Raw genomic sequence first — 25,047 nt, 5'->3', positions numbered from 1 at the left:
TAATGATATGAGATTCATATATCATCAACCTGTTCCTAATTTTTACAATATAGATAACCCCAGAAATCCGGATAATCATATTTCTGACGAGTTGCTTGATGAATTCAGAGATATCGCAATAGCTTCGCAATTTGCGGGAATAAGCTATTCCAAACTGAGCGAGGAGTTTAAAAGAGAATGGAATATTGATTGGGACAATATAATTATTCTGAAATACTTTATGTCCGATGATATCTTAAGGATGGAGCCTTCCAAGGAAAAATGCATTCTTGAAGATGCGGAATTTCAGGAATTCGGCCAAAAGACATTTGCGCTTGCAGATATTTTAAGGGAAAACGGATTTAGAGCAGACTTATTAAATCCTCTCGATGACCGGGTAAGCCTTAGGGCAATTGCAATGCAGTCAAATGATGCAATAATAACCGGAAGCAACATGTGCATGTTTAAAGAAGGCCTGAACCTAGGATTGTTCATGATTGAAACATCAATTGAAAATTTGCCCTTCAAAAGCGAAAATGAGATGTTATGGGTTAAGGATTACTGTTCAACTTGCGGAGTTTGCATCGACAGGTGCCCTGAAAATGCTTTTGACGTCGACGGGAAATTCATAAGAAAGGCTTGCACTGCCCATAGGGAAGGCTGCAGCCAATGCATATTGTTCTGTCCTTTTTACAAACGAGGTTATGACAAAGTTAAAAAAAGATATGAGAGAATGGTGAAAAAATGAGTGATAAAATAGCTTTAGTGTCTTGCAGTGGATTAAGTCCATTGGGCCTGGTTGTAAGGGCCGCTAGTGTGGAATTGGCATTGGAAAACGAAAACATTGTTGCAGCATGCATTACTGAGTATTCTGCCCAGCCCAATAACTGTTCACCAATTTTGGATGATGCAAAAATTGTTACAATAACAGGTTGCGGGGATGATTGCGCAGGTGTGATTTTAAACGAAAAGGATGTAGAGGCTGTTAAAAATATTTCTGCCGATGCTGTTGTTAAAACCTACGGTTTAAACCCTTTGGATGCTGTTCGCTTAGACGAAGATGGGGAAAAAGCGGTGACAATTTTGAAAAAATATATTGTTAAAGAGCTTGAAAATATATGATTTTCATCTTTCAGTAATACTTATTTTTTATTTAATCATAATTGTCGTAGTATTATTTTATAAAAAAGTATTACATAATCATTTCTTCAATTATTTTTTCTAATTAATGTTAAAACTAGTTTGTTTTTTAATTTTCTCAATTATTTCTCTTTTTTTATGATATAATTGATTTACGCGACATATTTATGTTAAATAAATCCTTTCCCATTGTTAAAAAATAATTTCCGATTATTATTTGTTTCCAAAAAAATCCTCAGTAATTTTTATTTTTAATTTAATTAAAGATGTGACATTTTTTTATTAAATTAAAGCATAATATTTGTTTAATTATATATCAAACTAATTTTTTTAGCTTTTATTTTGATAATTTGCAATTAAAAGGATTTTTATTTTGATGGTTATATTGTCAGTTATAATAGTAATTCCGGTTTAAACTTATCCAATCTTATTTTTACTATTATTTTCAACTGCACTGATTTAAAGACATTGTCAGATTTAATATAATTTAATTCAGTTAGGAATATTGACGTTTTTTTCTAAATTGAGAAGTATTACTTTCGCAATCTTTATATATGTTATTACTACTGACAAATAATTAATTATCATAATTAGTCTCTTTAATTATCGATAATTAAATATGCTAAACCTCAATTATAAATGCATATAACCCGTAAATAGCTATCTCAGCTATTTACACTCTATCTTTCTATATTATGTTAAAAATAAGTTTTTTTTTACATTATCAGTCATTTGCATATAAATAATTCACTTCTCGTCTAATATTTGAATTATTTTGATTGGATGTTATTAAAGCTCCTCTCTCGCTTTAATAACTATTTTTTTTTGGTGATGGAAATTTAGGAGATATCTAATCTGACAGATAATAGTATTCTCCTTTTTCTTTTTGTTCACGATCTTTGAAACTGTTGAGTTTGTTTACTCTCGGTCTTTTTGTTTCTTTATCTCTTCTAAATGTAATGTTTAAGTTTCCTAAAAACTCATTCATTGCATTTCTAAGGTCGGTCGGCTTTGATGCGTGGCCGTTTAAACCCGGAGTTCCGTCAAATACCATGGCTCTGTCGGAGATGTAGTCAATGAATACGATATCGTGGTCTACAATAAGTGAAGCGGCATTTCTACTTTCAATCATCTTACGAATAACCCTTGCAGCTATTAGTCTCTGTTCAACATCTAAAAATGCTGTCGGTTCGTCGAAAAGGTATATTTCAGCATCTTTTGATAAAGTTGCAGCTATTGCTAATCTCTGGAGTTCACCGCCACTCAAGCCTTTAACCGGCTTATCCAACATTTCATCTAATGTCAGAGGTTTCATAATTTCACTTTCAAAGATTTTGCTGCCGTAACTTGGAGCGTTCATGAACAGGAAATCGCTGACGGTTCCTTCAAAATTGGAAACGATATATTGCGGCTTATAAGCTATTGTAACTTCTTCATCAACTTCCCCGCTTGTCGGCTCTTCAACACCTGCCAGGATTTTTGCAAAGGTGGTTTTACCTATACCGTTTGATCCGAATGCGGTCACAATCTCATCGTAAAAGATTTCGCCGGCATCGGCAGTTAAACTGAATCCGTCATAATCTTTTGCAAGGTCGGTATATGAAGCTAGCGCATCCCCTTCATCCTCAGGAGTCGGTGGCCTTATTGTAAATTCTATAGGATTTCTTCTAATTCTAACATTTTCTTCTGCAAGAAATCCATTGATATATGCATTAATCCCTAAACGAACGCCCTTTTTGCCGGACACTACACCATATCCTCCAGGGGATCCGTATAAAATATGGATATTGTCTGATAATGCATCTAAAGTTGCAAGGTCGTGTTCAATGACAAGCACGCTTTTGCCCTCATCCGCCAAAGAGCGAATAACTTTAACGGCATTTAATCTTTGAGACACGTCCAGCCATGATGTCGGTTCGTCGAAGTAGTAGAAGTCGCCTTCTCTTAAGACTGTTGCAGCTATTGCAACTCTTTGAAGCTCCCCTCCACTCAGGTTTTCCATTTTTCTTTCAAGAACATTTTCAAGCTGCAGTTCTTCTGTTACATATTCAAGCTTGTTCCTTTCATCAACATTGCTGAGCAGGTCTATCACTTTGCCTTTTACAACTTTCGGAAGCTTATCAACCATCTGTGGCTTCAATATTGTTTTGATATTGCCTTCGGACAAATCCTGGAAGTATTTTTGCAGGGATGACCCTCTGTAAAAGTCAATCACGGCATCCCAGTTTTCAGGCTTGTTTTCATAGTCTCCGAAGTTCGGAATCAGACTTCCTGACAGGATATTCATGATTGTGGATTTACCGATACCGTTCGGACCCAAAAGCCCCAAAACGGTTCCCTCTTCTAGGGTCGGCAATCCGAACAGTTCAAATTGGTTCTGTCCAAATCTATGAATAGGTTCGCCTGCGGCTTCAGGCAAGTTAATAATTGTAATAGCATCAAATGGGCAACGGTTAGTACAGATACCGCACCCTTCACATAATTCTTCAGATATCAAAGGTTTTTTGGAATCTTCATCAATTACTATGGTGTCCTCATCCATTCTAACGCCCGGACAGTAATGAATACAAAGATAATCACATTTTTTAGGTTGACATCTGTCTTTGTCTAAAATTGAAATACGACTCATTATAATCTCCTTATAAATATAATGTAAATTATTTTGTTGATTCTATTTAATTAAATTATTGTAAAATTTTGGATTTGTCGGGATTGTTTATCGCATAATTTAATAAAAGTTTTAATATGATGAATTAAAAATTATTAATATATAAGTCAATTTTATATTGAAGATATAGGTGGTTAAATGGATATTAAAAAAATTCTTAGTGTGCTTTTGGCATTAGTAATATTAATGTCTGCCTGTGGTGTGGCATTTGCGGATGCTGCTCAGGAAGGTAGTTCAGATTCTGGAGACGGTTCTTCTTCAGACGCTTCCGATTCAGGCGATCAAGGCAGTTCAGATTCAGGTAATCAAGGTAGTCAGGATTCAGGTAATCAGGGCAGTCAGGATTCAGGTAATCAGGGCAGTCAGGATTCGGGCAATCAGGGCAGTCAGGATTCAGGTAATCAGGCAAGTCAGGACTCTAACAGTCAGAGTAGTTCAAATACTCCTAGTTACAGTAGCCAAGGTTCTTATTCTTACACTACTTCCCAACCAACTTACAGTTCAGCTGATTACTCAACTGATGCGACTGACGATTTAGCCAATACTACTAATATTACAAAAAATGTCACAAATACTACAAATCTTACAGATCTTCCTGAAGACGAAGGTCCTAGTTTCAATTTCTACTTATTGCTACAAATTATTGCAGTTATAATAGTTATTCTAGCTATTGTGTTTGTGTACTTTAAATTATAGTAAGGCAATGTTTGTTGGGACCAATCCCAACAATCAAATATTTAGAAGCATTATACTGGAGGCATTTTTTGCATCTCCATGGCGGATTGGAAAACTGATATTAATGTTTTCCATGCTTTTTTTATTTTTTTAGTTTAAATTGGATTTATGAAAAAGTTTTTTTATTCATAATTAAATATCTAATAATGATAAGATGAAACAGGTAATGATTGTAAGAACAGATTTAAAAATGCGAAAAGGGAAAATCGCTGCACAGTGTTGCCATGGCTCCATTGGAGCATATAAGAAATCCCCTGCAGATAAAATTAGGAAATGGGAAAATGAAGCTTATGGCAAAGTTATTTTGAAAGTTCAGACTTTAGAAGAACTGACTGAACTTAAAAAGTTAGCGGATGCTAAAGGCATTGCCAATTATTTGGTAGTTGATGCAGGAAGGACTCAGATACCTACCTCAAGCGTTACAGTTTTGGCACTCGGTCCGGATGAAGATGAAATAATCGATGAATTGACTGGGGATTTAAAACTTTTATAGCTTAACTATTAATTTAATGAATCATATTTTTAATTAAACAGGGTCGTGATTATCATCATAAAACAGGTTGTAAAAATAGGGGGCAGTTTGTTTCCGGATTATGCAATAGATTTGGCAGAACAACTTGAAGGCACAGATTCTGCCATTGTTTTAGGAGGAGGGGAATTTGCCAATCTTATTAGAAAATACAACTCACAAATCAACTTTTCCGAGGAAACCAACCACTGGACAGCTATAGATTGTATGGACATCATAGCCAAGCTTGTAAATGACAAGGTCGAATCTGCAAAGCTGGCCTACACGCTGGAAGAAGTTAATGAGATATCTGATGAAGGATATACTCCAATTTTCATCGTTTCAGACTTTTTAAGAAAAGAAGATCCATTCGAATGCAGTTGGGATGTTACTTCAGATTCGATTGCAGCCTATGTGGCGCACCTTCTAAATGCAAACCTTTTAATAGTAACAAATGTAAATGGTATATATACCCAAGAACCGAAAGAGCCAGGTTCAACATTCATAAGTAAAATCGATGCAACAACATTACTGACTTTTCAAGAGTCATCGATTGATGTAATGTTACCGACTCTTTTATTGAGGTATGGGACTGATTGTTATGTTGTGAATGGGAAGTTCCCAGAAAGGGTAATGTCTTTAATAGACGATAATATAAATGATTATAACTTCGATTACACACAAATAATAGGTGAATAGAATGAAAAAAGTTGAATGTATTTCATGTAAACAAGAAATTCCATTAACTGGCACATTCGTCGAATTCGAATGCCCAGAATGTGGAGCAAAAATTGCAAGATGTGAAAAATGCCGTACTTTTGGTCACGGTTACAAATGTGAATGTGGTTTTGAAGGACCATAAATTTAAAAGGAGGAATTAGAATGGGTGAAGTGTTAACAACAATGAAAATAATGCCAGACAGTCCTGATGTAGATTTAGAAGCTATCAAATCTACTATCGAAAGTTCAATGCCAGAAGGCGCTAAACTTCATGAAATGACTGAAGAACCAATCGCTTTCGGTTTAGTAGCTATCGTTTTACAGTTCATCACCGAAGATGGTGAAGGCGGATCCGAACCTGTTGAAGAAATGGTTCAAGCTATTGACGGCGTTGCCAGTTTTGAAATTACTGGTGTTGGAAGATTAATGTAAGGACTATGTTTTTCGGGTCATTTTCTTAAAATGACTCTTATTTATTCTATTTTTTGTTATAATTTAGTTTTAAGTTGAATGTACTGCTTGTCTGATTTTATATTTTCAAAACATTTATATACCTGAGCTGCAATAAATAGATATAACTATTGTTATAGTATAAATGTCCTAAAATTTAGGTGCACCTAAAAATTTCGAAACATTTATATACTATGAAGTTCTACTTTTATACAAGTGAGACATAAATTTAGGCATGCCTAAATTTTCACTTAACAAAACATATTATTAGTCAATAATAATACAATCTCCAAAATATAGATATTGGGTATTGAATTAGCTTTTCACAATTTTCTAATTTGATACTTGGAAATTTATCTGCCAATAATTTTCCGAAAACACGATTGGTGTTGCTCTCCTCAGATTTTAAACACCAATTCTTTTAAAAAATACATAACTACTCTCAGAAATTAAATATGTTCGCCATATTTAATTTCACCTATCCTTATTTTTTCATTTTTTTAGTAATTTATACCTAAATATATTTATAATGAAACTAAAATAATAATATGGTTTTAGATTAATTAACTAAATGTAGGTAATTTTATGACTAGAACAAAAAGACTTATTATTGCCATATTGATTGTTGTTTTCATTGGACTGCTGGCGGTAATCGGCGGTGCATTGTACATGAGTCATGACAGTGACCTTGTTCAGGGAAATAAAAACATATTGGTATGTGCAATAGATGAAAGCGAACAAAGGCCGGGAATGGGTGCTTGTGACATGGCATTCATTATTAATTTAGAAAATGGTACTATCCAAAATTATTCTGCTGTCTACCCTGGAGGTATGACTCACCCAACCGCAGCCGAACCGCAAGAAGCGCAAAATCAAGGTGCAGGATCAGCGTTATTACTTCACGATGCATTCTGGGATGCAGATAATTCTGTAGGAATGCAGTATGCAAAAGAAATAGTTGAATATCGTACCGGCACTCAAATCGATTCCGTTGTGGCTATCAATAGTCAGGCATTGGATGCAATACTCTCAGCTGCCGGACCATTAGATGTGAATGGCGAACTAACAACTGCGAGCGGTATCGACATCATACGTGAAGAAGATTGGGGTAACGGCGTATCAAGAGGAGATGCGGTCCTTGAAATTGTCAAGGCAGCAGCCAATGCGGCTTCAAAAGATGATTCAATTAAATCATCAATGGTTAATGCGGCACTTGACCAATATTCCAAAGGAAATATTGTCATGGATACACAAGGCGATTTCGTAGGATTATTGGCATCCAAAGGGTTTAACACAATCTTTTAAACCCTTATTTTTTAAATTTTCGGTTCTAATTTTTTAATAAACAAACCCATAAACATCACGACCAGCGGGAAAAATACTGCATAGATTACAAACAATAGCTTAGAAGAAATTATGTCCCCCATCACTGTCGAACCTGCCATCAGCATAATCAGGCTGATTACCGGAGCCAAGATGGCTATGAATGTATAGATTAAAATAAAGGAATTGAGCTTTTGGGAATATTCTTTTAATTTTATTTGCATATCAAATGAAATATCGCCAGCTATAATTTCTAAACTTCCTGCAAGATTTCCTCCAACTCTTAAGGTGCCGATAATCTGATGGATGGCACGTGATAAACCATCCGATTTTACCCTGTGGCTCATTTCAAGCAATGAATCTTCTGTTGATTTGCCGAATTTAATCTCTTCCAAGACTCGGGTAAATTCCTTTGAAAGAGATCCATAATCGGCGTTGCTGATTGTAGCTAATGCATCATGCAGACCTCTTCCGGCTTTCAATTCAATCCCCATATGTCTTAATGCATAGGGAAGTTCCTGATTCAAATCAGCGTAGCCTCTTTGCTCTTTCATTTGGGGATAATATAACAAAAACAAATAGAACATTATTACGCCAACAAAATACATTCCGCCAATCTCCAAACTTGTTAGTAAGGTTAATAGGACTAAACTAATTGGAAATAGTATCAAAACATACTTATTTAACATGTACTCCAATAATTCGTCCCTTATGCTGTCCGCCCTTGTTTCACTTCTCCTAACAGGTTGAGTGCTCAGGTCCAATTTTGAAAATATTGCAGAATTGATTTCAGCTGATTTGGAGGTGTCAATTTTAATATTTTTAAAGGATAAGCTCTTTAAGATACTAATGATGGATAGTGCAATCTCTCCAATTAAAATAAAGAAGTCATTTGTCATTCCTCTCACCTGTTTAGGATAATATTGTTTAAAACTTTCTGGGGTTTTTTATAATACAACTCAATAACATTGTTCACTTCCTCAACCGAGCGAATATTATGATTAATCATGTGTTTCAAAACCAGTTTCCGATTCTCGATTTCATAATATAGCTCATTTATTGCCTTTCCACTTAAATTGGCGATTTGCGTTAAGGTATTGCTGGTTATGCCGATATTGTCAATCGTATCCCTTTCAGGATTCCATTTAAAGATTGTATTCAGCTGCACTGTCCCTTCCTCTATTCCGACCACTTCGGCAACCTCGCTGATTCTTCTGAATGAAACCCCTGAGGGGGTATAAATCCGGTTCTGCATGATGATGAAATCAATTGCATGTATCATGATTTTTGGAACAGACATCGGCCGGTTTGTTAGGCGGGTTATAGTCTCTCGGGCGTCATTGGAATGCAGTGTTCCGAAACCTGAATGGCCGGTATTTAAGGCTGTAAAGAGAGTTATTGCCTCTTCGCCTCTAACTTCGCCAACGATTATTTTGTCCGGACGCTGCCTGAGTGAGTTCTTGACAAGGTCATTCATGGTAAGTTCCCCTTTGTTTTCAACGTTTGCGGGTCTGGTTTCCATGCGGATTACATGCTCATGGGGAATCTGAAGCTCCAATGTATCTTCAATCGTGATTATCCTTTCATTTGGGTTGATGAACGCCGATAGTGCATTCAACGTTGTCGTTTTCCCGGAGCTTGTCCCTCCTGAGATGATTGCATTAGCGGACTTTACCCCAAGCCCGTCGATGCACAGCCAGAAGAATCCTGCAAGATCAAGTGATATTGTTTTTGAGTTGATTAAATCGATTATCGTCAACGGGTCTCTTTTGAATTTACGGATGGTAAGTGAAGGTCCGTCAGGCGAAACTGGAGGTATTGTGGCGTTTATTCTCGAACCGTCAACCAATCTTCCATCAAGGATTGGGGATTCCTGGTCTATTCTGCGGTTTATTTGTCTTGCAATGGAATCTATCAGATTTCGTATTTCCTGTTCGTCGCTAAACTGAATGTTTGTCTTCATCATTCCGTATTTTCTGTGGTAGACAAAAATCGGCTTTCCGGTTCCGATTATCATGATTTCCTCCAGCTCATCGTCCTGTATTAATGAATCAATTTCCCCATATCCTATAATGTCTCTTAGGAATTTTCCCGATAGACTGTTCAAATATTCGTCTGAAACGTGATTTTCATTCAATCTTAAAAATAAGAAGTTTTTAATGTCGTTCAGTAATTTCTCTTCGCTGATATGGTAATTTTCGCCGGCAGACATTGCCAGATCAACCAGGTTTTCACGCATTTCCCCCAAAAGAATTTTTTCCTTTTGGGAATAGTCTTGTCTTGCTACATCATATTGCGGTAATATCTCATCATTCATAATTTTCACCATGGTGATTTAGGTTATAGTTACTGATTAGTAATACTAATTAATATAGTTTTTATTACTTTTGAAAGAATTATTACATCTAAAAAACAATATTAAAATGAAGAGGTGGTTTTATCTTAAATATTGACGATAAAATTAAAGCGCTTGAGCCATGTGAAAAATGCCATGACGTTCAAATTAAAAAGTTTTCTCCATTAAAAGAATTAGTTGATTTTGAAACTCTCGATGGGGGCCATATGAGATGTGAGTGTGGAAAAAGACCTTTGGATATTGTCATGAGCCACATATTAAAAGTCATGATTGAAGAGGGCATAGTCCCTGAAAAGGCAACATTGAGGCGCAACTCTCCGGTGCCGCTGTCAGGCTTTTACTACAGCAGCTTGAATCCTCAGTTCATAGGAGAGCAGACTTTGATATTGCTTCACCCTGATTTCACAGGCGAAGTCGCATCAAGGCTGGCTGATGAGGTTCCTGAAGTGAAATGCGTCTTGAAGGGAAGTCCGCAGAGCACAGTTGGCCAATTGGACAAGGCATCCGGAATCAATCACTTTGAAATCCTTGAAGGCGATGACACGCAGATAAACGTTATGAGAACATTGCTTGGCGAAAAAATCGTTTTGGTTAAAAATCAATCCAAGCACCACATAGAAGTTGCAATGACCACTGAAGATAAGCTAGTCCGGCTGCATAACTATCTGAACAATAACAATATTAAAAAAGGAGTAGCTATTGACGGAATGTGCGGTCTTGGAGCATTGGGAATCTACTTGTTGAAATGCGGATTTGAAAAGGTAATCTTCAACGACATAAACCCTGAAATGATTGAAGCTTTAAAAAATAATCTTGAAATAAATGGCATTTCGGAGGGTTATGAAATATTTAACCTGGGATTTGAGGATTTGGAAGTTGGCAATGCGGATTTGTGTGTAATCGATGCGTTTCCCGGAGTGGACATAGGGGAGATTGTTAAAAAAGCAGAAGAAATGGCAGATGATGTTGTGGTTATCTAGCCATATTATTTGATTCTCAGACTTATTAATGTAGTTTTAAGCAATTGAATTTCTTTTTAAAACATCTGAAAATAAATCACAATTGCAGGAATAATCAAAACTCCCATCAAATGAGATTTTCCGATTCCGATATAATGGGGCAACATCCCCATTGCGGTTGAAGTAATCAAAGCCAATGTCATATAGAAAACTGGGGCTTTATAGTAGAAAATAAAAATGTATAAAATCGCGATCTGAAGCAAAATCACCCCAACCGATAATTTCCTATAGTCGACCATATTCATCAATCTTGAAAAGGAATCCCCTAATTTTAATGAAAGCACCAGTGAAACGGAAACCGCTATTAGGGATGCAAATATAAAGATTGCCAAATGGTTCAAACCCATTTCAAAGATTAAATAGGACATGTAAACGGCTATTCCGCTTCTTGGGTTTCCTATAATGTAGATTGCAATCAATGAAAACAGGCAATCAGAAATATTCAGTCCGGAAGTGGCCAATAAGAAGTTCACTGTGTCGTCATCATTATTGTCGTTTGTACCGCTAACCGCTTGGGCGATTACCGTTCCCTGTGCAGGTCCAAAGCCCGGCAGAAAGCCGAGTATCGCACCGGTAATTCCTCCTGCAAAAATGCTTTTGAATTTGCCATAGTCAATGTTGAGCTCGTAAAACGGATTTTGATGGGGAAGTATTGACGAATCATTCAAACTGAAAAGTATCGTGCTTATTCCGAAAAGCCCGGAAAATGTACACATTAATGTAGTTCCTGAAGAAATTGGCGTTTGAAAAATCACCCAACCAAGAATTCCTGAAAGGATAAATAATAAAATCGCCCATAAAAAGTCTCTAAAATTTGCTGTTAAGCTATAAGTTAAATAAATTGATGCAACAAGCAATATTATCCAGGTAAACGGTTTTGTCAGGTCATGCAGGACGGGCAGGGCAATCGCAAAGATCGGAAGCATCAGGATAGTTACTATAATTGCTCCAAAACCTCCGACGGATACGATTCTGATTACTTCTTTTGATCTCCCTTGCAATACCATTCTATGTCCCGGAAGGATTGATGTTGCAGTGCCTTCCTGCGGGACTCCCAAAAGCATTGAGGGGACAAATTCAATCAGTGCATGGGCAATTGACATTGATACCATAAGTACGCATAAAAATTCCGGTGATACGATTGTCAGTAAAAATGTTGAGGATGCAAACAGTGTCGCTCCGGCGGTATTCACATGTATGCCAGGTGTCATTCCTGTTGTGGTTCCTATTGCTATTCCTATAAAACAAGCTATAACTAATTCTATCATGGCTATTAATTGCACGGCCAATAATTTAAAGCTTGTTGAAGTTATTTCGAACTATTGTTTTAGTTTGATAAAATTGCAGTTGGCAGATTATTCAATGGGCCAATGATATTCAGAATTTTTCTCGATTGAATTGCAAGGATTTCATTGAGGTCTTAGATAATAATTTAAGCAATTCGTCATGGGAGATATTTAATTCTTCACAAATCATTTCATCCCATTCTTTTTCTTTTTTAATTAGGAATTCAGCGGTTTCAATTCCTTTTTTAGTTAAAGTGATTTTATATGCCCTTTTATTTGACTCATCAATTTCCCTTATGATTAATCCTTTTTCTTCAAATTCCTTAAATGCTCTTGAAACTCCGCTCCTATCCATCAGACAAGCTTTTGCAATATCTGATTGGTTTATGCCCATTTCATAATATAAAAAGAGTAACATGTAATATTGGCTAGGTTGAATGACGGTTCCGCTTTTGATGTGTTTGTTAATGTAAAAGTCATGGGTCTTACTTAGGGTAATCAAATGATTCACAATAAATGGTGAGTCTTTAATTATATCGTCGTATTCAATCATAAAATCACTAATTAATATATTAAGTCTTAATCTTTAAATAGTATTTGTAACAAGTTAATAACATGAACAGAAAAATCATCATCATCTTAGCAATTCTTGCAGTGTGTATCTTAATTGCAGGTCCCGTCTTTGCCAAAGATAAAGTTAAGGTTAAAATCTCAACTGACGACAGCATATTTAATAATAAAGGATACATTGTAATTAAATTAGTTAATAAAAATGGCAGGGAAATTAAATCAAATGGAATGATTAACTACACCATCACAGATAAAAACGGTAATTATAAATGGGTTTACAAATCATATAACAGTGGAATTCGGGTAAAATATGATGTGGGCAAATATAAAGTTAAAGTTAAGTTCTTTGGCGATTCAAAGTATAAAAAAGCTAAAAAGACTAAAAACATCAATGTCAAAAACAATTTTGATCCGTATACCTATTATGAGAATCACAATTGGGGCCTGAATCAGGAAGCCGATGACTATTTTGACTATAACTATTGGACTGAAGAGATTTATGATGACGTTGATGATCCTGAAAACGAGGCATGGGACCTTTAGCGATATCCCAGATATCTCAGAATCGCATATAAAATCAATATTATAATTAATAGGATAATTGAGGTTCTGGCGGAGAAGAATCTTGTCTTCTTGAATTCCTCATCCTTAACTTCCCCTTTTTTCAATATCCTTTCCTTTTCAAAGGAACACTTTTGATAAATGGCTTCAATGTTTTTTGGAAGTCTGCCATGTTCATTCAACATGTTAATTGTTTTATTCAGGTATTTGATGGCGTCGGCATCATCGCCCAGATTCACACAACAGAATGCGGCCTTATAATTGAAGTTGGTAACCAATTCCAGGTCATCGCCAACCTTGCTTTCATATTGAAGGCAGTTTTCATATGATCTTAAAGCCTCTTTGTATCTTTTAAGCTCATACAATGCATCTCCCTTTGCATTGAATCCGATTATTGTGTCTTCGTTTTGCAGGGATTTGTCAAGATATTTGAGCGCCTCTTCGTTTTTTCCGGTCTTTTGAAGCATCTGGCCTTTGTATAAATCGAATTTTTCGGACATTCCGTAATTCTTTTCATAGATATCGAGGCTTTTCAGTGCCTCATCATATCTTTTTGACTTAATCAGCAATTCGATTTTGCCCATTAAAACCTCTTTTTTGCTTATACGAGGCTTTTCTATTGGGGAGTAAGATTTATATCTGTCATATGCCTTGTCCATGTATTCTATCGCTTCGTCGACATTGCCTTTGTTGAATTGTGACATTGCCTTGTCGCACAATACATTGACAGAACGGGGTTGCTTTTCCAGGTATTCATCAAAATATTTGTCCCCGTAATCTCCATTGTCATGTGTTTCATCATAATATTGGTAATACATACCCTTCTCTTCGATTGCAATCATGTAATCAGCATCAATCAATAAGTCAAGTATAGCTAAATAATCTTCAACATCATCTTTCCCATGTCTTTTTCGAGCCAATTTAAGGGCCTCTTCGTAATTTCCATCTTCAATGTATTTTTTTGCTGTTTCAACAGATTCGCTCATCATAATCTCCTTTTTTGCCATATGAATTCATTTTCTTTTGGCATGCCTAAATATTTATATAATATTAAATCTTATATAAAATATACTGATATTAGCTATTTTTAGCATATGGATTGACTATTTTTTAAGCGGCGAATGTTGTGCTATTAAGTTAATGAAAGATGGAGAATGCATAATGAGGGAATTAGTAGTAGGTTTGGCAGGCAATCCTAATGTGGGCAAGACCACGGTCTTCAATGAATTGACCGGGATGCACCAGCATGTAGGTAATTGGCCTGGAAAAACGGTTGAAAGGGCAGAAGGCACTTTCACACATGGCGACTACAGGTATGAAATCATAGATTTGCCCGGTAATTATGCATTAAGCGCTCATTCTATTGAGGAAATAGTTTCAAGAGATTTTATCGTGGACGACAATTCAGATGCAATCATCAATGTCGTTGATGCGGCTAATTTGGAGCGCAACCTATATCTTACAGTTCAGATGATGGAATTGGGTGCCAATCTGGTATTGGCGGTCAACATGAACGATTTTGCAAGGAAAAAGGATTACATAATTGATTTGAAATTGATGGAGGAACTTCTGGGGTTCCCGGTCATTGAGATAAATGCAAAAAATGCCGACGGTTTCGAGGAATTATTGACAACTGTCGAAAGGGTATCCGCAAACCCAAAGGATACAAGTGAAAAACTGTCCTACGGCAATGACATTAAGGGACACCTGATGGATCTGCAGGAGTTAATAGAACAGGACAAGGGTTTGATGGATGTCCCTTCAATATGGACTGCCGTCAAATTATTGGAAAGGGACACAATCGTAATAGATAAGGTTCAACACTCTCCTGAAGGTTCTAAAATCATGGTTGAGGTCGATAAGGTAAGCAAACATTTGTATGATGTTTACAACGAAGGTCCGGAGGAAGTCATTGCAAATTCAAGATATGCATTCATTGACGGTTTGATTGCCGAAGCGGTAGACAAGCCTGCCGTTGAAAAGGAAACCACCACGGATAAAATCGATAAGATTGTTACCAATAGGATTTTGGCCCCTTTCATATTTGTCATTGTAATGTGGATGATGTTCCAGCTTACATTCACCATAGGCACTCCTTTTGAACATCTAATCAAGTCATTTTTCGATTTGCTGACTCACACAATCACTTCATATTTGCCTCCGGGCATTATAACCTCCTTGATTTGTGACGGCATAATCGGGGGTGTAGGTGTTGTTGTTCAGTTTCTGCCGATGATAATTCTGATGTTTTTGTTTTTAAGCGTATTGGAGGACTGCGGGTACTTGGCAAGGGCAGCTTTCACTTTGGATTTGGTCATGCATAAGATTGTAGGTCTTCACGGTAAGGCATTCATTCCTATGATTTTAGGATTCGGTTGTGGAGTGCCGGCCATTATGGCAACCAGGACCATGGAAAACGAGGGAGACCGTATACTTGCAATGATGCTTGTTCCGTTCATGTCCTGTACTTCCAGATTGCCTATTTACATAATTTTTATAGGAGCGTTCTTTTCCGAATATCATGGCATTGCCTTGCTTGGAATATATTTGTTGGGTATTGCTGTTGCGCTTGTTGTTGCGGCTGTCCTTAAAAGAACCATGTTTAAGGGATTGTCCACCCCATTTGTTATGGAACTGCCAACCTATAAGCTGCCTTCTCTAAAGGGGATAATATTGCACACTTCAGAAAAGGTTAAGGGGTTCCTGAAAAAGGCAGGTACAGTCATTCTTGTTTGTTCCGTCATATTATGGTTGCTGCAGAATATCTTCCCTTGGGGAGGAACAGATCCTCAAATGAGTCTTTTAGGCATTATTGGTTCATTTTTCGCACCAATTTTTGCTCCATTAGGATTTGGGACCTGGCAAGCGGCAGTGGCAATTATTGCGGGTTTGGCTTCCAAGGAAGTTGTGGTTGCAACATTCGGTACCCTGGCAGGTATGGAATCCAATGACGAAGAGGGAATCACCAACCTGATTCATGATACTTTCACCCCATTGTCAGCCTTGTCATTCATGGTATTCACCTTATTGTATACTCCATGTGTTGCAGCCCTTGGTGCAATCAAACAGGAGACCAACAGTTACAAATGGCCTTTAATAATGTGTGCCATTACTTTAATAAGTGCATTCGTTGTTTCATTTTTGGTTTTCCAAATTGGAACCTTGATGGGCTTTTGATAGTTCAAATGCTTATTTTTTTTCTTTTAAATTATCTCAAACTTATTTGTTTCAATTTCAATTTTTCAATATTTTTTTTAGGAATACCTAAATATTTAAATATTATGTAATCAGATATTTACATAAGTTTAGGTTTACCTAAATTTCTAAGGTAAGTCTAAATAAAATTTTTTTTTAAAAGTGGATGATATCTTTCAGGAGATATTGTTCATGGAATAATTAAATATTGGAGAATAGTTAATGACAGAATTAATTGTAGGATTAGCAGGAAACCCTAATGTGGGCAAGACTACTGTTTTCAATCGATTGACAGGTATGCGCCAACATGTAGGTAACTGGCCTGGAAAAACCGTTGAAAGGGCGGAAGGTCATTTCAAGCATGGAAGCTATGAATACGAAGTTATCGATTTGCCGGGTAATTATGCATTAAGCGCTCATTCTATGGAGGAAATCGTTTCAAGAGATTTCATTGTGGATGACGACTCTGATGTGATAATTAACATAGTCGATGCTGCTAATCTGGAACGTAACTTATACTTAACAGTTCAAATGATGGAACTGGGTGCAAATTTAGTAATGGCACTTAATATGAATGACTTTGCAAAGAAAAAAGAGCATATAATTGATATTGAATTGATGAGTGAACTTTTGGGGTTCCCGGTTATTGAAGTAAACGCTAAAACCGGTGACGGATTTGAGGAATTATTGACAACCGTCGAAAAACAGTCCGCAAACCCTATAGACTCCAGCGCAAAATTGTCCTATGGTAATGACATTAAGGGGCACTTGTCCGAAATTCAGGAAGTCATTGAAAAGGATAAGAATTTATTGGATGTTCCTTCAGTTTGGACTGCTGTAAAATTATTGGAAAGGGACACAATCGTTATAGATAAGGTTCAACACTCTCCTGAAGGTTCTAAAATCATGGTAGAGGTTGATAAGGTAAGCAAACATTTGTATGATGTTTACAACGAAGGTCCTGAAGAGGTGATTGCAAATGCAAGATATGCATTCATCGATGGTTTGATGGCCGAATCCGTTAAGAAACCAGATGTTGAAAAGGAATCTGTTACCGATAAGATAGATAAGGTCATAACAAACAGGATTTTAGCACCATTCATATTTATCATTATAATGTGGGCAATGTTCCAGTTAACATTTACAATAGGCGCTCCTTTCCAGGATATGATCGACGAAGCCTTTGGAGCATTGGGGGAATTTGTTGCAGGATTTATTGCAAATGAATATTTGTCCTCATTCATCTGTGACGGTATCATTGGAGGAGTGGGTGGTGTTCTCACTTTCCTGCCGATTATCATACTGATGTTTTTGTTCCTCAGCATATTGGAAGACTGCGGCTATTTGGCAAGGGCAGCATTCACTTTAGATAAACTCATGCATAAACTTGTTGGGCTTCACGGTAAGGCATTCATTCCTATGATTTTAGGATTCGGTTGTGGAGTACCGGCCATTATGGCAACCAGGACAATGGAAAATGAAGGAGACCGTATGCTGGCCATGATGCTGGTACCATTCATGTCCTGTACTGCTAGGCTGCCGATTTATGCAATATTTATTGCAGCGTTTTTCGCCGAAAATCAAGGTAATGTATTGCTTGCCATTTATTTATTAGGCATTGTTGTGGCACTTATTGTTGCAGCCATCCTTAAAAGAACCATGTTTAAAGGATTATCAACTCCATTCGTAATGGAATTGCCAACTTACAAAATACCTTCCGTAAAAGGTGTTTTATTGCATACCTGGGAAAAAGTAAAAGGATTTTTAAGAAAAGCAGGAACCATTATTCTTGCATGTTCTATCGTATTATGGGCATTAAGCATATTCCCGTTAGGAGTAGAATACGGATCTGCTGACAGTTTATTGGGAATGATTGGTAGTGTAATCGCTCCGATTTTTGCACCATTAGGATTTGGAACTTGGCAAGCGGCTGTTGCTATTATTGCAGGTTTGGCGGCTAAAGAAGTTGTAGTTGCAACATTTGGCACCTTAGCGGGCATGGAAGAAGATGACGAAGAAGGAATCACTAATTTGGTTCATGATACTTTCACTCCATTGTCTGCATTCTCTTTCATGGCATTTACATTGCTTTATACACCATGTTTTGCAGCTATTGGAGCAATCAAACAAGAAACCAACAGTTACAAATGGGCATTAACCATGTGCGCAATTACTTTAGTAACTGCATATGTCGTAGCATTCCTGATTTTCCAAATCGGAGGATTAGCAGGATTTGGATAAGTGAAAATTAGATTTTTTTTAATTTTCATTTTAATTTTTAGTCATGACTAAAAATTTATATAGTCGATAGGATATACTATTATTACGAAAATTTTTAGCATGCCTAAAAATTTATTTTTTAGATTTTAATCGGGTGATAAAATGAAAACCTTAAAAGATACAAAACCTGGTGAAACTGTAACATTAGTTAAATATCATGACACCGGGGATGTGGATTTGAAAAGACATTTATTAGGTATGGGTTTTGTTAAAGGAGCTAAAATCACTGTTAAAAAAGTAGCTACTTTAGGGGATCCTATTGAAATGTCTGTAAAAGGATACGATGTTTGTCTTCGTAAAGAAGAAGCTGAAAATATTGAAGTGGAATAGCTTCAATTTTTCATTTATTTTTTTAATAATTTTATTTTGGGTCATTATTATGAAATGTAGAATGTGTGGTTTTGAGTTTGATGAAAATCAGTTAGAAAACCGCGGATGCTCTGGTTGCGGCAAGCATGGGTGCAACAGTATTCACTGTCCCAATTGCGGGTTTGCCAACTCTCCAGAACTGGATCAAGAATTTGAATTCATTTCAAAATTAAAAGATAAATTAAAAAATAGAAAAGCTACAAATTAAATGTTTTTGGCATTCAATATTTCTTCGACAGCTTCGTCAATATCGATTTTTTCAGTATCAACATTTAATCCATTTTCTTTTAATTTATATAAAATTTCAGTTGTCACAGGCGCCTTTAAGTGAGCTTTTTTTAATAATTCCTTATCGGAAAATATTTGGTGTTTATCTCCTTCAGCAATTATTTCTCCACTATATAAAACAAATATTTTATCCGCGAACTGATTTACCATTTCTATGTCATGTGATGAAATAACAATACTTATTCCCTCTTTATTCAAATTATTTAATATGTCCAAGACTTTATCAACACCTTCCGGGTCAAGTCCTGCTGTTGGTTCATCAAGAATCATTATTTCAGGCCTCATTGCAACAATACCTGCAATAGCCACTCTTTTTTGCTGACCGCCACTTAAATGATGAGGAGTCTTTTCTTCAAAACCTGCCATACCCACCATTTCTAATGATTCCTTGATTCTATTGTTCACTTCATCATAATCAAGACCTAAATTCATAGGTCCAAAAGCAACATCCTCTTTAACAGTTGGGGCAAATAATTGGTCATTTGGATCTTGGAACACGATTCCAACTTTTTGTCTTACTTTAAGCAATTCGTCACGTTCATAAATTATTTTTTCACCATCTATTTCAACATGTCCTGAAGTAGGTTCTGTTAATCCATTAAAATGAGAGAATAGGGTTGATTTTCCAGCACCGTTAGGTCCCATAATTGCAATTTTTTCTCCTTTTTTAATTTTAAGATTAACATTTTTCAAAGCCTGTGTTCCATCAGGATATGTAAAAGATAAATTTTTTGTCTCTAAATGAATATGTTCCATATTTGCCACCTAATTAATTGCTAAGTTTTGACCAAAGTAACCTAGTTGTCCGGAATATTTAAATAAAATGATTTCCAGTATAATGACAACTATTATAATCGTAAGTAAATAAATGTAATCGCTTTTTTCTGGAGATTTTTTTTCATCAAACATTTCAGATGCGTCTGAAAAACCACGGCTCACCATACTTTTATGGACACGTTCCCCTTGTTCATATGCTTTTAAAAACATCATGCCGATTGTATATCCGACCTGTTTCACTCTCCATTTGTATGGAGTAGTTTTACTGTGGATGCTGAAATTTCTTGCTTTTTGACTTTTTCTAATAGCTGCAAGTTCATCAACAAATAAAAATAAAAATCTGACCATAATTGATAAAATCATTGCCAAATCTCTTGGCATCTTTAATTTTCTAAAGGAACTTGCCATCTCCTGAAGGGGAGTTGTTGATGAATATATGATGATCGCTGTTAGACATACAATCATACGAACTAAAAGTAAAATTGCCCAATTTAGGCCAACATCTGTAATATGTAACCAGGAGTAACTCCAGATGATATTTCCCGGTTGAATAAATGGTTGAAAAATTATGACTGCTCCACCGAAGGGCAGTAACATTAATAATCTTCTTGCCGAATCCAAATAGGATAAATTAGCTATTTTCAGTATTATCAATAACATTATCTCTAATATTATTGGTATAAAGATTTCTTTTGAGATAACACATACTAGAATTATAAAAATAGTTGAAATTAGTTTAATTCGCCCTTCTAAATTATGAATAGGGCTATCTTTTGATGCTAAATCATCAAACCGCATTAATTGTGTTATATCAGCCATAAATATTCTCTAATTTTATACAATTTTAAAAAAAGAAAAAAAAGAGAAATTAAAAATTAATTTCTACTTTTTCAATACGTATGCAACGCCGTATCCTAAAGCTAAGGTTATGATTGCACCAATTAGCAGCGCGACTATTTGTAACGGTTGGCTATCAGGATTATCTGCGAATGCATAATCTGGGAACGGAGCATCCGGAATTCCGTTAATTTCTTCTACAGCAAAGTCTTCAGCGAGTCCGGAATCTTCTGCTGATTTTTCTAATCCGTCTGGGTCACCAGATGCAATGTATGGTGAAAGAACACAAATTACAACACATATGATAACTGCAACTGCAATTAAAGCCATATTTTTATCCATATTATGCATCTCCTTCGTTCCATGCGAGTAAGTCAGGTCTAAATTTATCTAATGCTACAAGAACAATTACAGTTAATACTGCTTCGATTATTCCAATAAAGAAGTGGTATAAAACCATGGATGGGATACCAATGTTCATTGGGAATGTTCCTGCAATACCCATTTCAATAGCACATGCAAGTGCTGCAATAACGGTTGCTAACCATGCTGCAACTCCTGCTGCTGGGTATTTTCCTATAGTTCCGTTCAATGCTTTGAAGGTGTATAATCCTACACAACCTCCAACGATTGCCATGTTCAATACGTTTGCTCCTAAAGCAGTAATTCCTCCATCACCAAATATTAATGCTTGGATAAGAAGTACTACAGTAAATACAAGTACGGCAGCTTCTGGTGCTAAGAATACAATAGCAACTAGTGCGCCCCCAACCATGTGTCCACTAGTACCAAATGGAATTGGCATGTTCATAGACATGATTGCAAAAATACCTGCTGCAAGGACTGCTAAAAGAGGTATATGTTTTTCATCTAAGTTGGATTTTGCCCATTTAACTGAGAAATATAATGCAACAATTAAAATTACATAATATATTAAACATTGTGAGATAGGTATAAATCCATCAGGTATATGCAAATTTATTCCTCCATTTTATTAATTAGTAATACTTTTTTCGTCTTTATTTATAAAGCAAGTATTACTAAAAAGTATTATTTTTTTTGTTTATTAAGGTTTATCAAGTTTATTTTGTGTTTTATTAAGCATAATAGTATAATAAAACATATACTGGCTTGACATTTAATATTTTAATCTTATTTATATATATAAAGGTTATTAAAGTAATACAAATTAGTATTATTTAATATATTTAGTAATACTTTCATGTTAAAAATGAGCTTAATTTTTGCATTTTATTATATTAATTAAATAAATAAGAATTGCTATTGCAAAATATAATAAGACTTGAATGTCTAAAATCCCAGTTTCTATGCCTAAAATGGAATATGTTAAAATTAAAGAGTAAATTCCAATATAAAAGTAATCTTTGGTGATTCTCATTATTTTAAATCCAATTCCTAATGTGAAACCTAAAATTAGCATCCCAACAAACACTCCCACTTTTCCAAAATCAACCACCATCTGTCCAATTAAAGTGGGGGTGACAGTCACTTCGGTTCTCCATGCGATAAGTTTTCCAACCATCATTCTTGGCCCCAAATCGCTTCCTGGAATTGAGCTGGCCAACATATGTCCGTGAGTAAGGCCAAAATTCCCGCCAATGAAATCTAGCAAATTCAACACGTGCAATGTAAAATCCGCTCTTGATTGGAGGGTATATAAGGGGCTTGTTGATGAGGTTATTGTCATCTCGCCTAATGATCTAAAATAACCGATTCCAATTATTGCACCTATACCAATTAATGCACCAACAATGACTTCCCATAGAGAAACAATATTTCCATAGAAACCTATGATTATTATGATGAGAAATGCTGCAAGTAGTGGTGTCCTATAACCTAGAAGCAATAAAAATGCACAGTCAATCACCAGTAAAAATAGGAATCTAAATCTTGCTTGTGAACGGGTAATTTTTTTGTCTTGAAAATCTTTTAGATAAACACTTGCAATTAGGCAAGTCGCAGGAATAATTAAAAACACAGGCATTGTAAGGGCAGGCTTTAATAGATATCTAATTGAAGGTCTTAAAAGAGGGATTCCTCCAACTGAAGCAATGCTAATAAAGAAAAATACGATGCTTATTAGCATTAAACAGAAACCAATTGAATAGATATCTTTCCTTTCAAATTGGATGAGGTTGTTTAAAGTATCATTAAAAAAATACCTTGGCAATATTGCAGATCCGATGAAAAATCCAACAAATGCAATAATCAATGTGATGACCAAGCTAGTGGATGGCTTGTTCATGGACAAAAGTAAAAATAATGCAAATAATAACAGCACAATCAATGGATTGAAAATATGGTTTTTTAAAATAACATTATTATTCAAAAAACCTAAAAATGTATCGTCAGGGTATAATTTTTTGAAATAACTGTTTATCCATTGATTTTCAATAAATTCCAAAATGGCGAAAATAGAAGTAAATAAAAAAGATTCATGAAATTCGTCACTGATCTTATTTATCGCTGAAGTTAAAGTAGAATAAATAACGCTCATAGCCTACCAACTAGAAATTTCTTATGTTTATGACATCAAAGTTTTTACTAATTTCATTAATTTGACTTTCGCTTGAATCATATATTCTAATGGTGATTTCATCTGTTACTCCGTTAAAACTACCTAAAACGGAATCTATATCATTAAGGTTTTCATCTGTCGCTCTTTTAATGATTATTTTGTTGTCTTCCATACTGTTTTCAGTTTTTAAGGATTCTCGTTTGTCATGACTTGAAATCTTATTTAGGATTTTTTGAGCATCTTCTGAATTAAGAGAGTCGAGTGACATGATTGTGGTGAGTTCATAATTGGTATTATCCGGAATCTTTCCGGTTATGTCTTTCATTGAAGTGATTTCTTCAGGTTTGACTTTTATCTCACATAAGTTTTTATATTTCTCACCGGTGCATTCCAAAACAATCTGGTCAATGTAAATGTCGGCATTTGGTACGGTTCTATACGGTCCCACCAGATAACTTTGATTATCGGATTCAATTAACAATTTAATTGCATTCCCACTGTTTTCATCTTCCCATATAACATTGCCTTCTAATGTTGTTTTATTCCCGTCAGTTGCATTAAAACCTTCTACAGTTGCTTTTACGATATAGCCGTCTTTATAGTATTTTGAATAAGTATCAGGTATTTTGTTTATTGTTGATTCATCAAAAGCGGTTTTTTGTAAATCAGATGAATCATCAGTAGTGATGTGGATAAATGCAAACAAAATTGCACATATTACCAGTATAATTATTATATAATCAATTAAAGTGAATTTACTTTTCATAATTAAACCTATTCTTCGTATAATGCGCCAACTGGGCAAACATCAACGCATTCACCACAATTATTGCATTTACTTTCGTCAATAATGATTGTATATCCTCTTCTTTCGATTGCTTCTTCTAAACAGACATCAATACAATCTTCACAAACTCCGCATTCTTCCATATCTACTTTCAATTAATCCACCATTAAAAATTTTAGAAAAATATAATTTAATTTAATTATTTTAATGTTTATATATTTTATTAAATGCAAAAATTATTAGGCATACCTAAAGTTTTAATATTATGTCTCTCAAATATATTAATGGGTGTAGTGATGATTTTCAACAAGACAATTTCAATAATTTTATCCGGATTATTTTTGCTGTTATTAATGTTATTGTTTTCAATTATCTCAATAATGTTTTTTAATAGGGGATTGGTTCCCTTTATTGGAGTTGTCCTGTTCGTATTCTTTTATTTTGTTACAAGGGTATTTTATAATTATTTAAGAAATGACGATCAATACAAAAACAATCGTCAAATATCAAGCGACATGCCCGGTGAGAAATATTTTACAAAAGGAAGTTCCGATTCTAAGAAACTATTCGTTGTTATTTGGTTAATGGTGATTTTAGTCTTAACTGCAACTTCATTATGGTTATATTCTTTTAATAATGGTTTAGTCTGAAATATTTAAA

The 25,047-nt window shown here is 35.3% G+C and carries 28 protein-coding genes; 15 read left to right on the top strand and 13 right to left on the bottom strand.

Features of this window, described 5'->3' with window-relative positions; genetic code table 11:
* The first annotated feature begins 7 nt into the window (after positions 1-7).
* Both IKS50_RS05400 and IKS50_RS05395 read left to right on the top strand, forming a co-directional pair.
* The gene (locus IKS50_RS05400) at positions 8-727 is read left to right on the top strand and encodes a 4Fe-4S binding protein (protein WP_292846567.1); all 720 of its coding nucleotides are present in this window, start codon (positions 8-10) and stop codon (positions 725-727) included.
* Positions 724-1,101, top strand: a complete 378-nt coding sequence (locus tag IKS50_RS05395) for a putative zinc-binding protein (RefSeq protein ID WP_292846564.1) — start codon at positions 724-726, stop codon at positions 1,099-1,101. Before IKS50_RS05400 ends, IKS50_RS05395 begins: the two co-directional genes overlap by 4 nt.
* An 868-nt stretch (positions 1,102-1,969) precedes the next feature.
* Here the strand turns inward: IKS50_RS05395 and IKS50_RS05390 are convergent.
* Entirely contained in the window at positions 1,970-3,748 is a 1,779-nt protein-coding gene (locus IKS50_RS05390; protein ID WP_292846561.1) for a ribosome biogenesis/translation initiation ATPase RLI, read from the bottom strand.
* A gap of 177 nt (positions 3,749-3,925) precedes the next feature.
* On the opposite strand from IKS50_RS05390, the gene IKS50_RS05385 reads away from it, so the two are divergent.
* The 6 genes from IKS50_RS05385 (at position 3,926) to IKS50_RS05360 (ending at position 7,505) form a co-directional block, all read left to right on the top strand.
* A complete protein-coding gene (locus IKS50_RS05385; RefSeq protein WP_292846558.1) occupies positions 3,926-4,483 on the top strand; it encodes a hypothetical protein in 558 nt (185 codons plus the stop codon).
* Between the two features lie 193 nt (positions 4,484-4,676).
* Positions 4,677-5,015 carry an aminoacyl-tRNA hydrolase gene (gene pth2 / locus IKS50_RS05380; protein ID WP_292846555.1) on the top strand — a complete coding sequence of 113 codons (339 nt, stop codon included), beginning with the start codon at positions 4,677-4,679 and terminating at the stop codon, positions 5,013-5,015.
* Positions 5,016-5,072: 57 nt separating this feature from the next.
* Entirely contained in the window at positions 5,073-5,729 is a 657-nt protein-coding gene (locus IKS50_RS05375) for a delta 1-pyrroline-5-carboxylate synthetase (protein ID WP_292846602.1), read from the top strand.
* Position 5,730: 1 nt separating this feature from the next.
* Positions 5,731-5,892: a zinc finger domain-containing protein gene (locus IKS50_RS05370; protein ID WP_292602964.1), complete on the top strand. Its 162-nt coding sequence runs from the start codon at positions 5,731-5,733 to the stop codon at positions 5,890-5,892.
* Positions 5,893-5,912: 20 nt separating this feature from the next.
* Positions 5,913-6,182 carry an elongation factor 1-beta gene (locus IKS50_RS05365; RefSeq protein WP_292846552.1) on the top strand — a complete coding sequence of 90 codons (270 nt, stop codon included), beginning with the start codon at positions 5,913-5,915 and terminating at the stop codon, positions 6,180-6,182.
* A gap of 603 nt (positions 6,183-6,785) precedes the next feature.
* Complete coding sequence (locus IKS50_RS05360) at positions 6,786-7,505, top strand: DUF4012 domain-containing protein (protein WP_292846549.1); 720 nt, start codon at positions 6,786-6,788, stop codon at positions 7,503-7,505.
* A gap of 11 nt (positions 7,506-7,516) precedes the next feature.
* Here the strand turns inward: IKS50_RS05360 and IKS50_RS05355 are convergent, their stop codons facing one another.
* Positions 7,517-8,422: a type II secretion system F family protein gene (locus IKS50_RS05355; protein ID WP_292846546.1), complete on the bottom strand. Its 906-nt coding sequence runs from the start codon at positions 8,420-8,422 to the stop codon at positions 7,517-7,519.
* Between the two features lie 5 nt (positions 8,423-8,427).
* Entirely contained in the window at positions 8,428-9,852 is a 1,425-nt protein-coding gene (locus IKS50_RS05350) for a CpaF family protein (protein WP_292846543.1), read from the bottom strand.
* Positions 9,853-10,085: 233 nt separating this feature from the next.
* On the opposite strand from IKS50_RS05350, the gene IKS50_RS05345 reads away from it, so the two are divergent.
* Entirely contained in the window at positions 10,086-10,859 is a 774-nt protein-coding gene (locus tag IKS50_RS05345) for an SAM-dependent methyltransferase (protein ID WP_292846540.1), read from the top strand.
* A gap of 56 nt (positions 10,860-10,915) precedes the next feature.
* On the opposite strand, the gene IKS50_RS05340 is transcribed toward IKS50_RS05345, so the two are convergent.
* Together IKS50_RS05340 and IKS50_RS05335 are read right to left on the bottom strand one after the other, a co-directional pair.
* The gene (locus IKS50_RS05340) at positions 10,916-12,166 is read right to left on the bottom strand and encodes a tripartite tricarboxylate transporter permease (RefSeq protein WP_292846537.1); all 1,251 of its coding nucleotides are present in this window, start codon (positions 12,164-12,166) and stop codon (positions 10,916-10,918) included.
* A gap of 109 nt (positions 12,167-12,275) precedes the next feature.
* Positions 12,276-12,737, bottom strand: a complete 462-nt coding sequence (locus IKS50_RS05335; protein ID WP_292846534.1) for a MarR family winged helix-turn-helix transcriptional regulator — start codon at positions 12,735-12,737, stop codon at positions 12,276-12,278.
* Between the two features lie 62 nt (positions 12,738-12,799).
* Between IKS50_RS05335 and IKS50_RS05330 the strand changes: the two genes are divergently transcribed.
* Positions 12,800-13,297, top strand: a complete 498-nt coding sequence (locus IKS50_RS05330; protein WP_292846531.1) for a hypothetical protein — start codon at positions 12,800-12,802, stop codon at positions 13,295-13,297.
* On the opposite strand, the gene IKS50_RS05325 is transcribed toward IKS50_RS05330, so the two are convergent.
* On the bottom strand, positions 13,294-14,301 hold the full coding sequence (locus IKS50_RS05325; protein WP_292846528.1) for a lipopolysaccharide assembly protein LapB: 1,008 nt from the start codon (positions 14,299-14,301) through the stop codon (positions 13,294-13,296). The two genes, IKS50_RS05330 and IKS50_RS05325, sit on opposite strands and share 4 nt — an antisense overlap.
* A gap of 175 nt (positions 14,302-14,476) precedes the next feature.
* On the opposite strand from IKS50_RS05325, the gene feoB (IKS50_RS05320) reads away from it, so the two are divergent.
* The 4 genes from feoB (IKS50_RS05320) to IKS50_RS05305 all read left to right on the top strand — a co-directional run bounded on the left by feoB (IKS50_RS05320) (position 14,477) and on the right by IKS50_RS05305 (position 19,367).
* The gene (gene feoB / locus IKS50_RS05320; RefSeq protein ID WP_292846525.1) at positions 14,477-16,492 is read left to right on the top strand and encodes a ferrous iron transport protein B; all 2,016 of its coding nucleotides are present in this window, start codon (positions 14,477-14,479) and stop codon (positions 16,490-16,492) included.
* 240 nt (positions 16,493-16,732) lie between these two features.
* The gene (gene feoB / locus IKS50_RS05315; protein ID WP_292846520.1) at positions 16,733-18,751 is read left to right on the top strand and encodes a ferrous iron transport protein B; all 2,019 of its coding nucleotides are present in this window, start codon (positions 16,733-16,735) and stop codon (positions 18,749-18,751) included.
* Between the two features lie 141 nt (positions 18,752-18,892).
* The gene (locus IKS50_RS05310; RefSeq protein ID WP_292846517.1) at positions 18,893-19,120 is read left to right on the top strand and encodes a FeoA family protein; all 228 of its coding nucleotides are present in this window, start codon (positions 18,893-18,895) and stop codon (positions 19,118-19,120) included.
* A gap of 49 nt (positions 19,121-19,169) precedes the next feature.
* Positions 19,170-19,367, top strand: coding sequence for a hypothetical protein (locus IKS50_RS05305; RefSeq protein ID WP_292846514.1), 198 nt, complete (start codon positions 19,170-19,172; stop codon positions 19,365-19,367).
* On the opposite strand, the gene IKS50_RS05300 is transcribed toward IKS50_RS05305, so the two are convergent.
* From IKS50_RS05300 to IKS50_RS05270, 7 genes are all read right to left on the bottom strand, one after another.
* Positions 19,364-20,203, bottom strand: a complete 840-nt coding sequence (locus tag IKS50_RS05300; RefSeq protein WP_292846511.1) for an ATP-binding cassette domain-containing protein — start codon at positions 20,201-20,203, stop codon at positions 19,364-19,366. The genes IKS50_RS05305 and IKS50_RS05300 overlap by 4 nt on opposite strands.
* Positions 20,204-20,212: 9 nt before the next feature.
* Positions 20,213-21,043 carry a cobalt ECF transporter T component CbiQ gene (gene cbiQ / locus IKS50_RS05295; protein ID WP_292846508.1) on the bottom strand — a complete coding sequence of 277 codons (831 nt, stop codon included), beginning with the start codon at positions 21,041-21,043 and terminating at the stop codon, positions 20,213-20,215.
* Between the two features lie 63 nt (positions 21,044-21,106).
* Entirely contained in the window at positions 21,107-21,403 is a 297-nt protein-coding gene (locus IKS50_RS05290; protein WP_394357526.1) for a PDGLE domain-containing protein, read from the bottom strand.
* Position 21,404: 1 nt separating this feature from the next.
* The gene (cbiM, locus tag IKS50_RS05285; protein WP_292846502.1) at positions 21,405-22,037 is read right to left on the bottom strand and encodes a cobalt transporter CbiM; all 633 of its coding nucleotides are present in this window, start codon (positions 22,035-22,037) and stop codon (positions 21,405-21,407) included.
* 261 nt (positions 22,038-22,298) lie between these two features.
* Entirely contained in the window at positions 22,299-23,579 is a 1,281-nt protein-coding gene (locus IKS50_RS05280) for an oligosaccharide repeat unit polymerase family protein (RefSeq protein WP_292846499.1), read from the bottom strand.
* Between the two features lie 10 nt (positions 23,580-23,589).
* Positions 23,590-24,366 (bottom strand): TrmB family transcriptional regulator sugar-binding domain-containing protein, encoded by a 777-nt coding sequence (locus IKS50_RS05275; protein ID WP_292846495.1) that lies wholly within the window; start codon positions 24,364-24,366, stop codon positions 23,590-23,592.
* A gap of 8 nt (positions 24,367-24,374) precedes the next feature.
* Entirely contained in the window at positions 24,375-24,542 is a 168-nt protein-coding gene (locus IKS50_RS05270; RefSeq protein WP_292846492.1) for a 4Fe-4S binding protein, read from the bottom strand.
* Between the two features lie 72 nt (positions 24,543-24,614).
* Between IKS50_RS05270 and IKS50_RS05265 the strand changes: the two genes are divergently transcribed.
* Positions 24,615-25,037, top strand: coding sequence for a hypothetical protein (locus tag IKS50_RS05265; protein ID WP_292846489.1), 423 nt, complete (start codon positions 24,615-24,617; stop codon positions 25,035-25,037).
* Positions 25,038-25,047 lie beyond the last annotated feature (10 nt).

Origin of the sequence: Methanobrevibacter sp. (assembly GCF_017539065.1) — an archaeon.
Taxonomy (GTDB): domain Archaea; phylum Methanobacteriota; class Methanobacteria; order Methanobacteriales; family Methanobacteriaceae; genus Methanocatella.
The sequence above is the reverse complement of the archived record's forward strand: the minus strand, read 5'-3'. Positions and strand labels throughout refer to the sequence as shown.

What these genes read in the sequence shown, in the direction of transcription:
- IKS50_RS05305 (WP_292846514.1), top strand. Translation starts at nt 19,170, where the DNA reads ATGAAATGTAGAATGTGTGGTTTTGAGTTTGATGAAAATCAGTTAGAA.
- IKS50_RS05290 (WP_394357526.1), bottom strand. Translation starts at nt 21,403, where the DNA reads ATGGATAAAAATATGGCTTTAATTGCAGTTGCAGTTATCATATGTGTT.
- IKS50_RS05300 (WP_292846511.1), bottom strand. Translation starts at nt 20,203, where the DNA reads ATGGAACATATTCATTTAGAGACAAAAAATTTATCTTTTACATATCCT.
- IKS50_RS05355 (WP_292846546.1), bottom strand. Translation starts at nt 8,422, where the DNA reads ATGACAAATGACTTCTTTATTTTAATTGGAGAGATTGCACTATCCATC.
- IKS50_RS05345 (WP_292846540.1), top strand. Translation starts at nt 10,086, where the DNA reads ATGAGATGTGAGTGTGGAAAAAGACCTTTGGATATTGTCATGAGCCAC.
- IKS50_RS05275 (WP_292846495.1), bottom strand. Translation starts at nt 24,366, where the DNA reads ATGAAAAGTAAATTCACTTTAATTGATTATATAATAATTATACTGGTA.
- IKS50_RS05325 (WP_292846528.1), bottom strand. Translation starts at nt 14,301, where the DNA reads ATGAGCGAATCTGTTGAAACAGCAAAAAAATACATTGAAGATGGAAAT.
- IKS50_RS05330 (WP_292846531.1), top strand. Translation starts at nt 12,800, where the DNA reads ATGAACAGAAAAATCATCATCATCTTAGCAATTCTTGCAGTGTGTATC.
- IKS50_RS05400 (WP_292846567.1), top strand. Translation starts at nt 8, where the DNA reads ATGAGATTCATATATCATCAACCTGTTCCTAATTTTTACAATATAGAT.
- IKS50_RS05390 (WP_292846561.1), bottom strand. Translation starts at nt 3,748, where the DNA reads ATGAGTCGTATTTCAATTTTAGACAAAGACAGATGTCAACCTAAAAAA.
- IKS50_RS05395 (WP_292846564.1), top strand. Translation starts at nt 724, where the DNA reads ATGAGTGATAAAATAGCTTTAGTGTCTTGCAGTGGATTAAGTCCATTG.
- feoB (WP_292846520.1), top strand. Translation starts at nt 16,733, where the DNA reads ATGACAGAATTAATTGTAGGATTAGCAGGAAACCCTAATGTGGGCAAG.
- IKS50_RS05360 (WP_292846549.1), top strand. Translation starts at nt 6,786, where the DNA reads ATGACTAGAACAAAAAGACTTATTATTGCCATATTGATTGTTGTTTTC.
- IKS50_RS05280 (WP_292846499.1), bottom strand. Translation starts at nt 23,579, where the DNA reads ATGAGCGTTATTTATTCTACTTTAACTTCAGCGATAAATAAGATCAGT.
- IKS50_RS05335 (WP_292846534.1), bottom strand. Translation starts at nt 12,737, where the DNA reads ATGATTGAATACGACGATATAATTAAAGACTCACCATTTATTGTGAAT.
- IKS50_RS05310 (WP_292846517.1), top strand. Translation starts at nt 18,893, where the DNA reads ATGAAAACCTTAAAAGATACAAAACCTGGTGAAACTGTAACATTAGTT.
- IKS50_RS05350 (WP_292846543.1), bottom strand. Translation starts at nt 9,852, where the DNA reads ATGGTGAAAATTATGAATGATGAGATATTACCGCAATATGATGTAGCA.
- IKS50_RS05385 (WP_292846558.1), top strand. Translation starts at nt 3,926, where the DNA reads ATGGATATTAAAAAAATTCTTAGTGTGCTTTTGGCATTAGTAATATTA.
- IKS50_RS05365 (WP_292846552.1), top strand. Translation starts at nt 5,913, where the DNA reads ATGGGTGAAGTGTTAACAACAATGAAAATAATGCCAGACAGTCCTGAT.
- IKS50_RS05370 (WP_292602964.1), top strand. Translation starts at nt 5,731, where the DNA reads ATGAAAAAAGTTGAATGTATTTCATGTAAACAAGAAATTCCATTAACT.
- feoB (WP_292846525.1), top strand. Translation starts at nt 14,477, where the DNA reads ATGAGGGAATTAGTAGTAGGTTTGGCAGGCAATCCTAATGTGGGCAAG.
- pth2 (WP_292846555.1), top strand. Translation starts at nt 4,677, where the DNA reads ATGAAACAGGTAATGATTGTAAGAACAGATTTAAAAATGCGAAAAGGG.
- IKS50_RS05340 (WP_292846537.1), bottom strand. Translation starts at nt 12,166, where the DNA reads ATGATAGAATTAGTTATAGCTTGTTTTATAGGAATAGCAATAGGAACC.
- cbiQ (WP_292846508.1), bottom strand. Translation starts at nt 21,043, where the DNA reads ATGGCTGATATAACACAATTAATGCGGTTTGATGATTTAGCATCAAAA.
- IKS50_RS05265 (WP_292846489.1), top strand. Translation starts at nt 24,615, where the DNA reads ATGCAAAAATTATTAGGCATACCTAAAGTTTTAATATTATGTCTCTCA.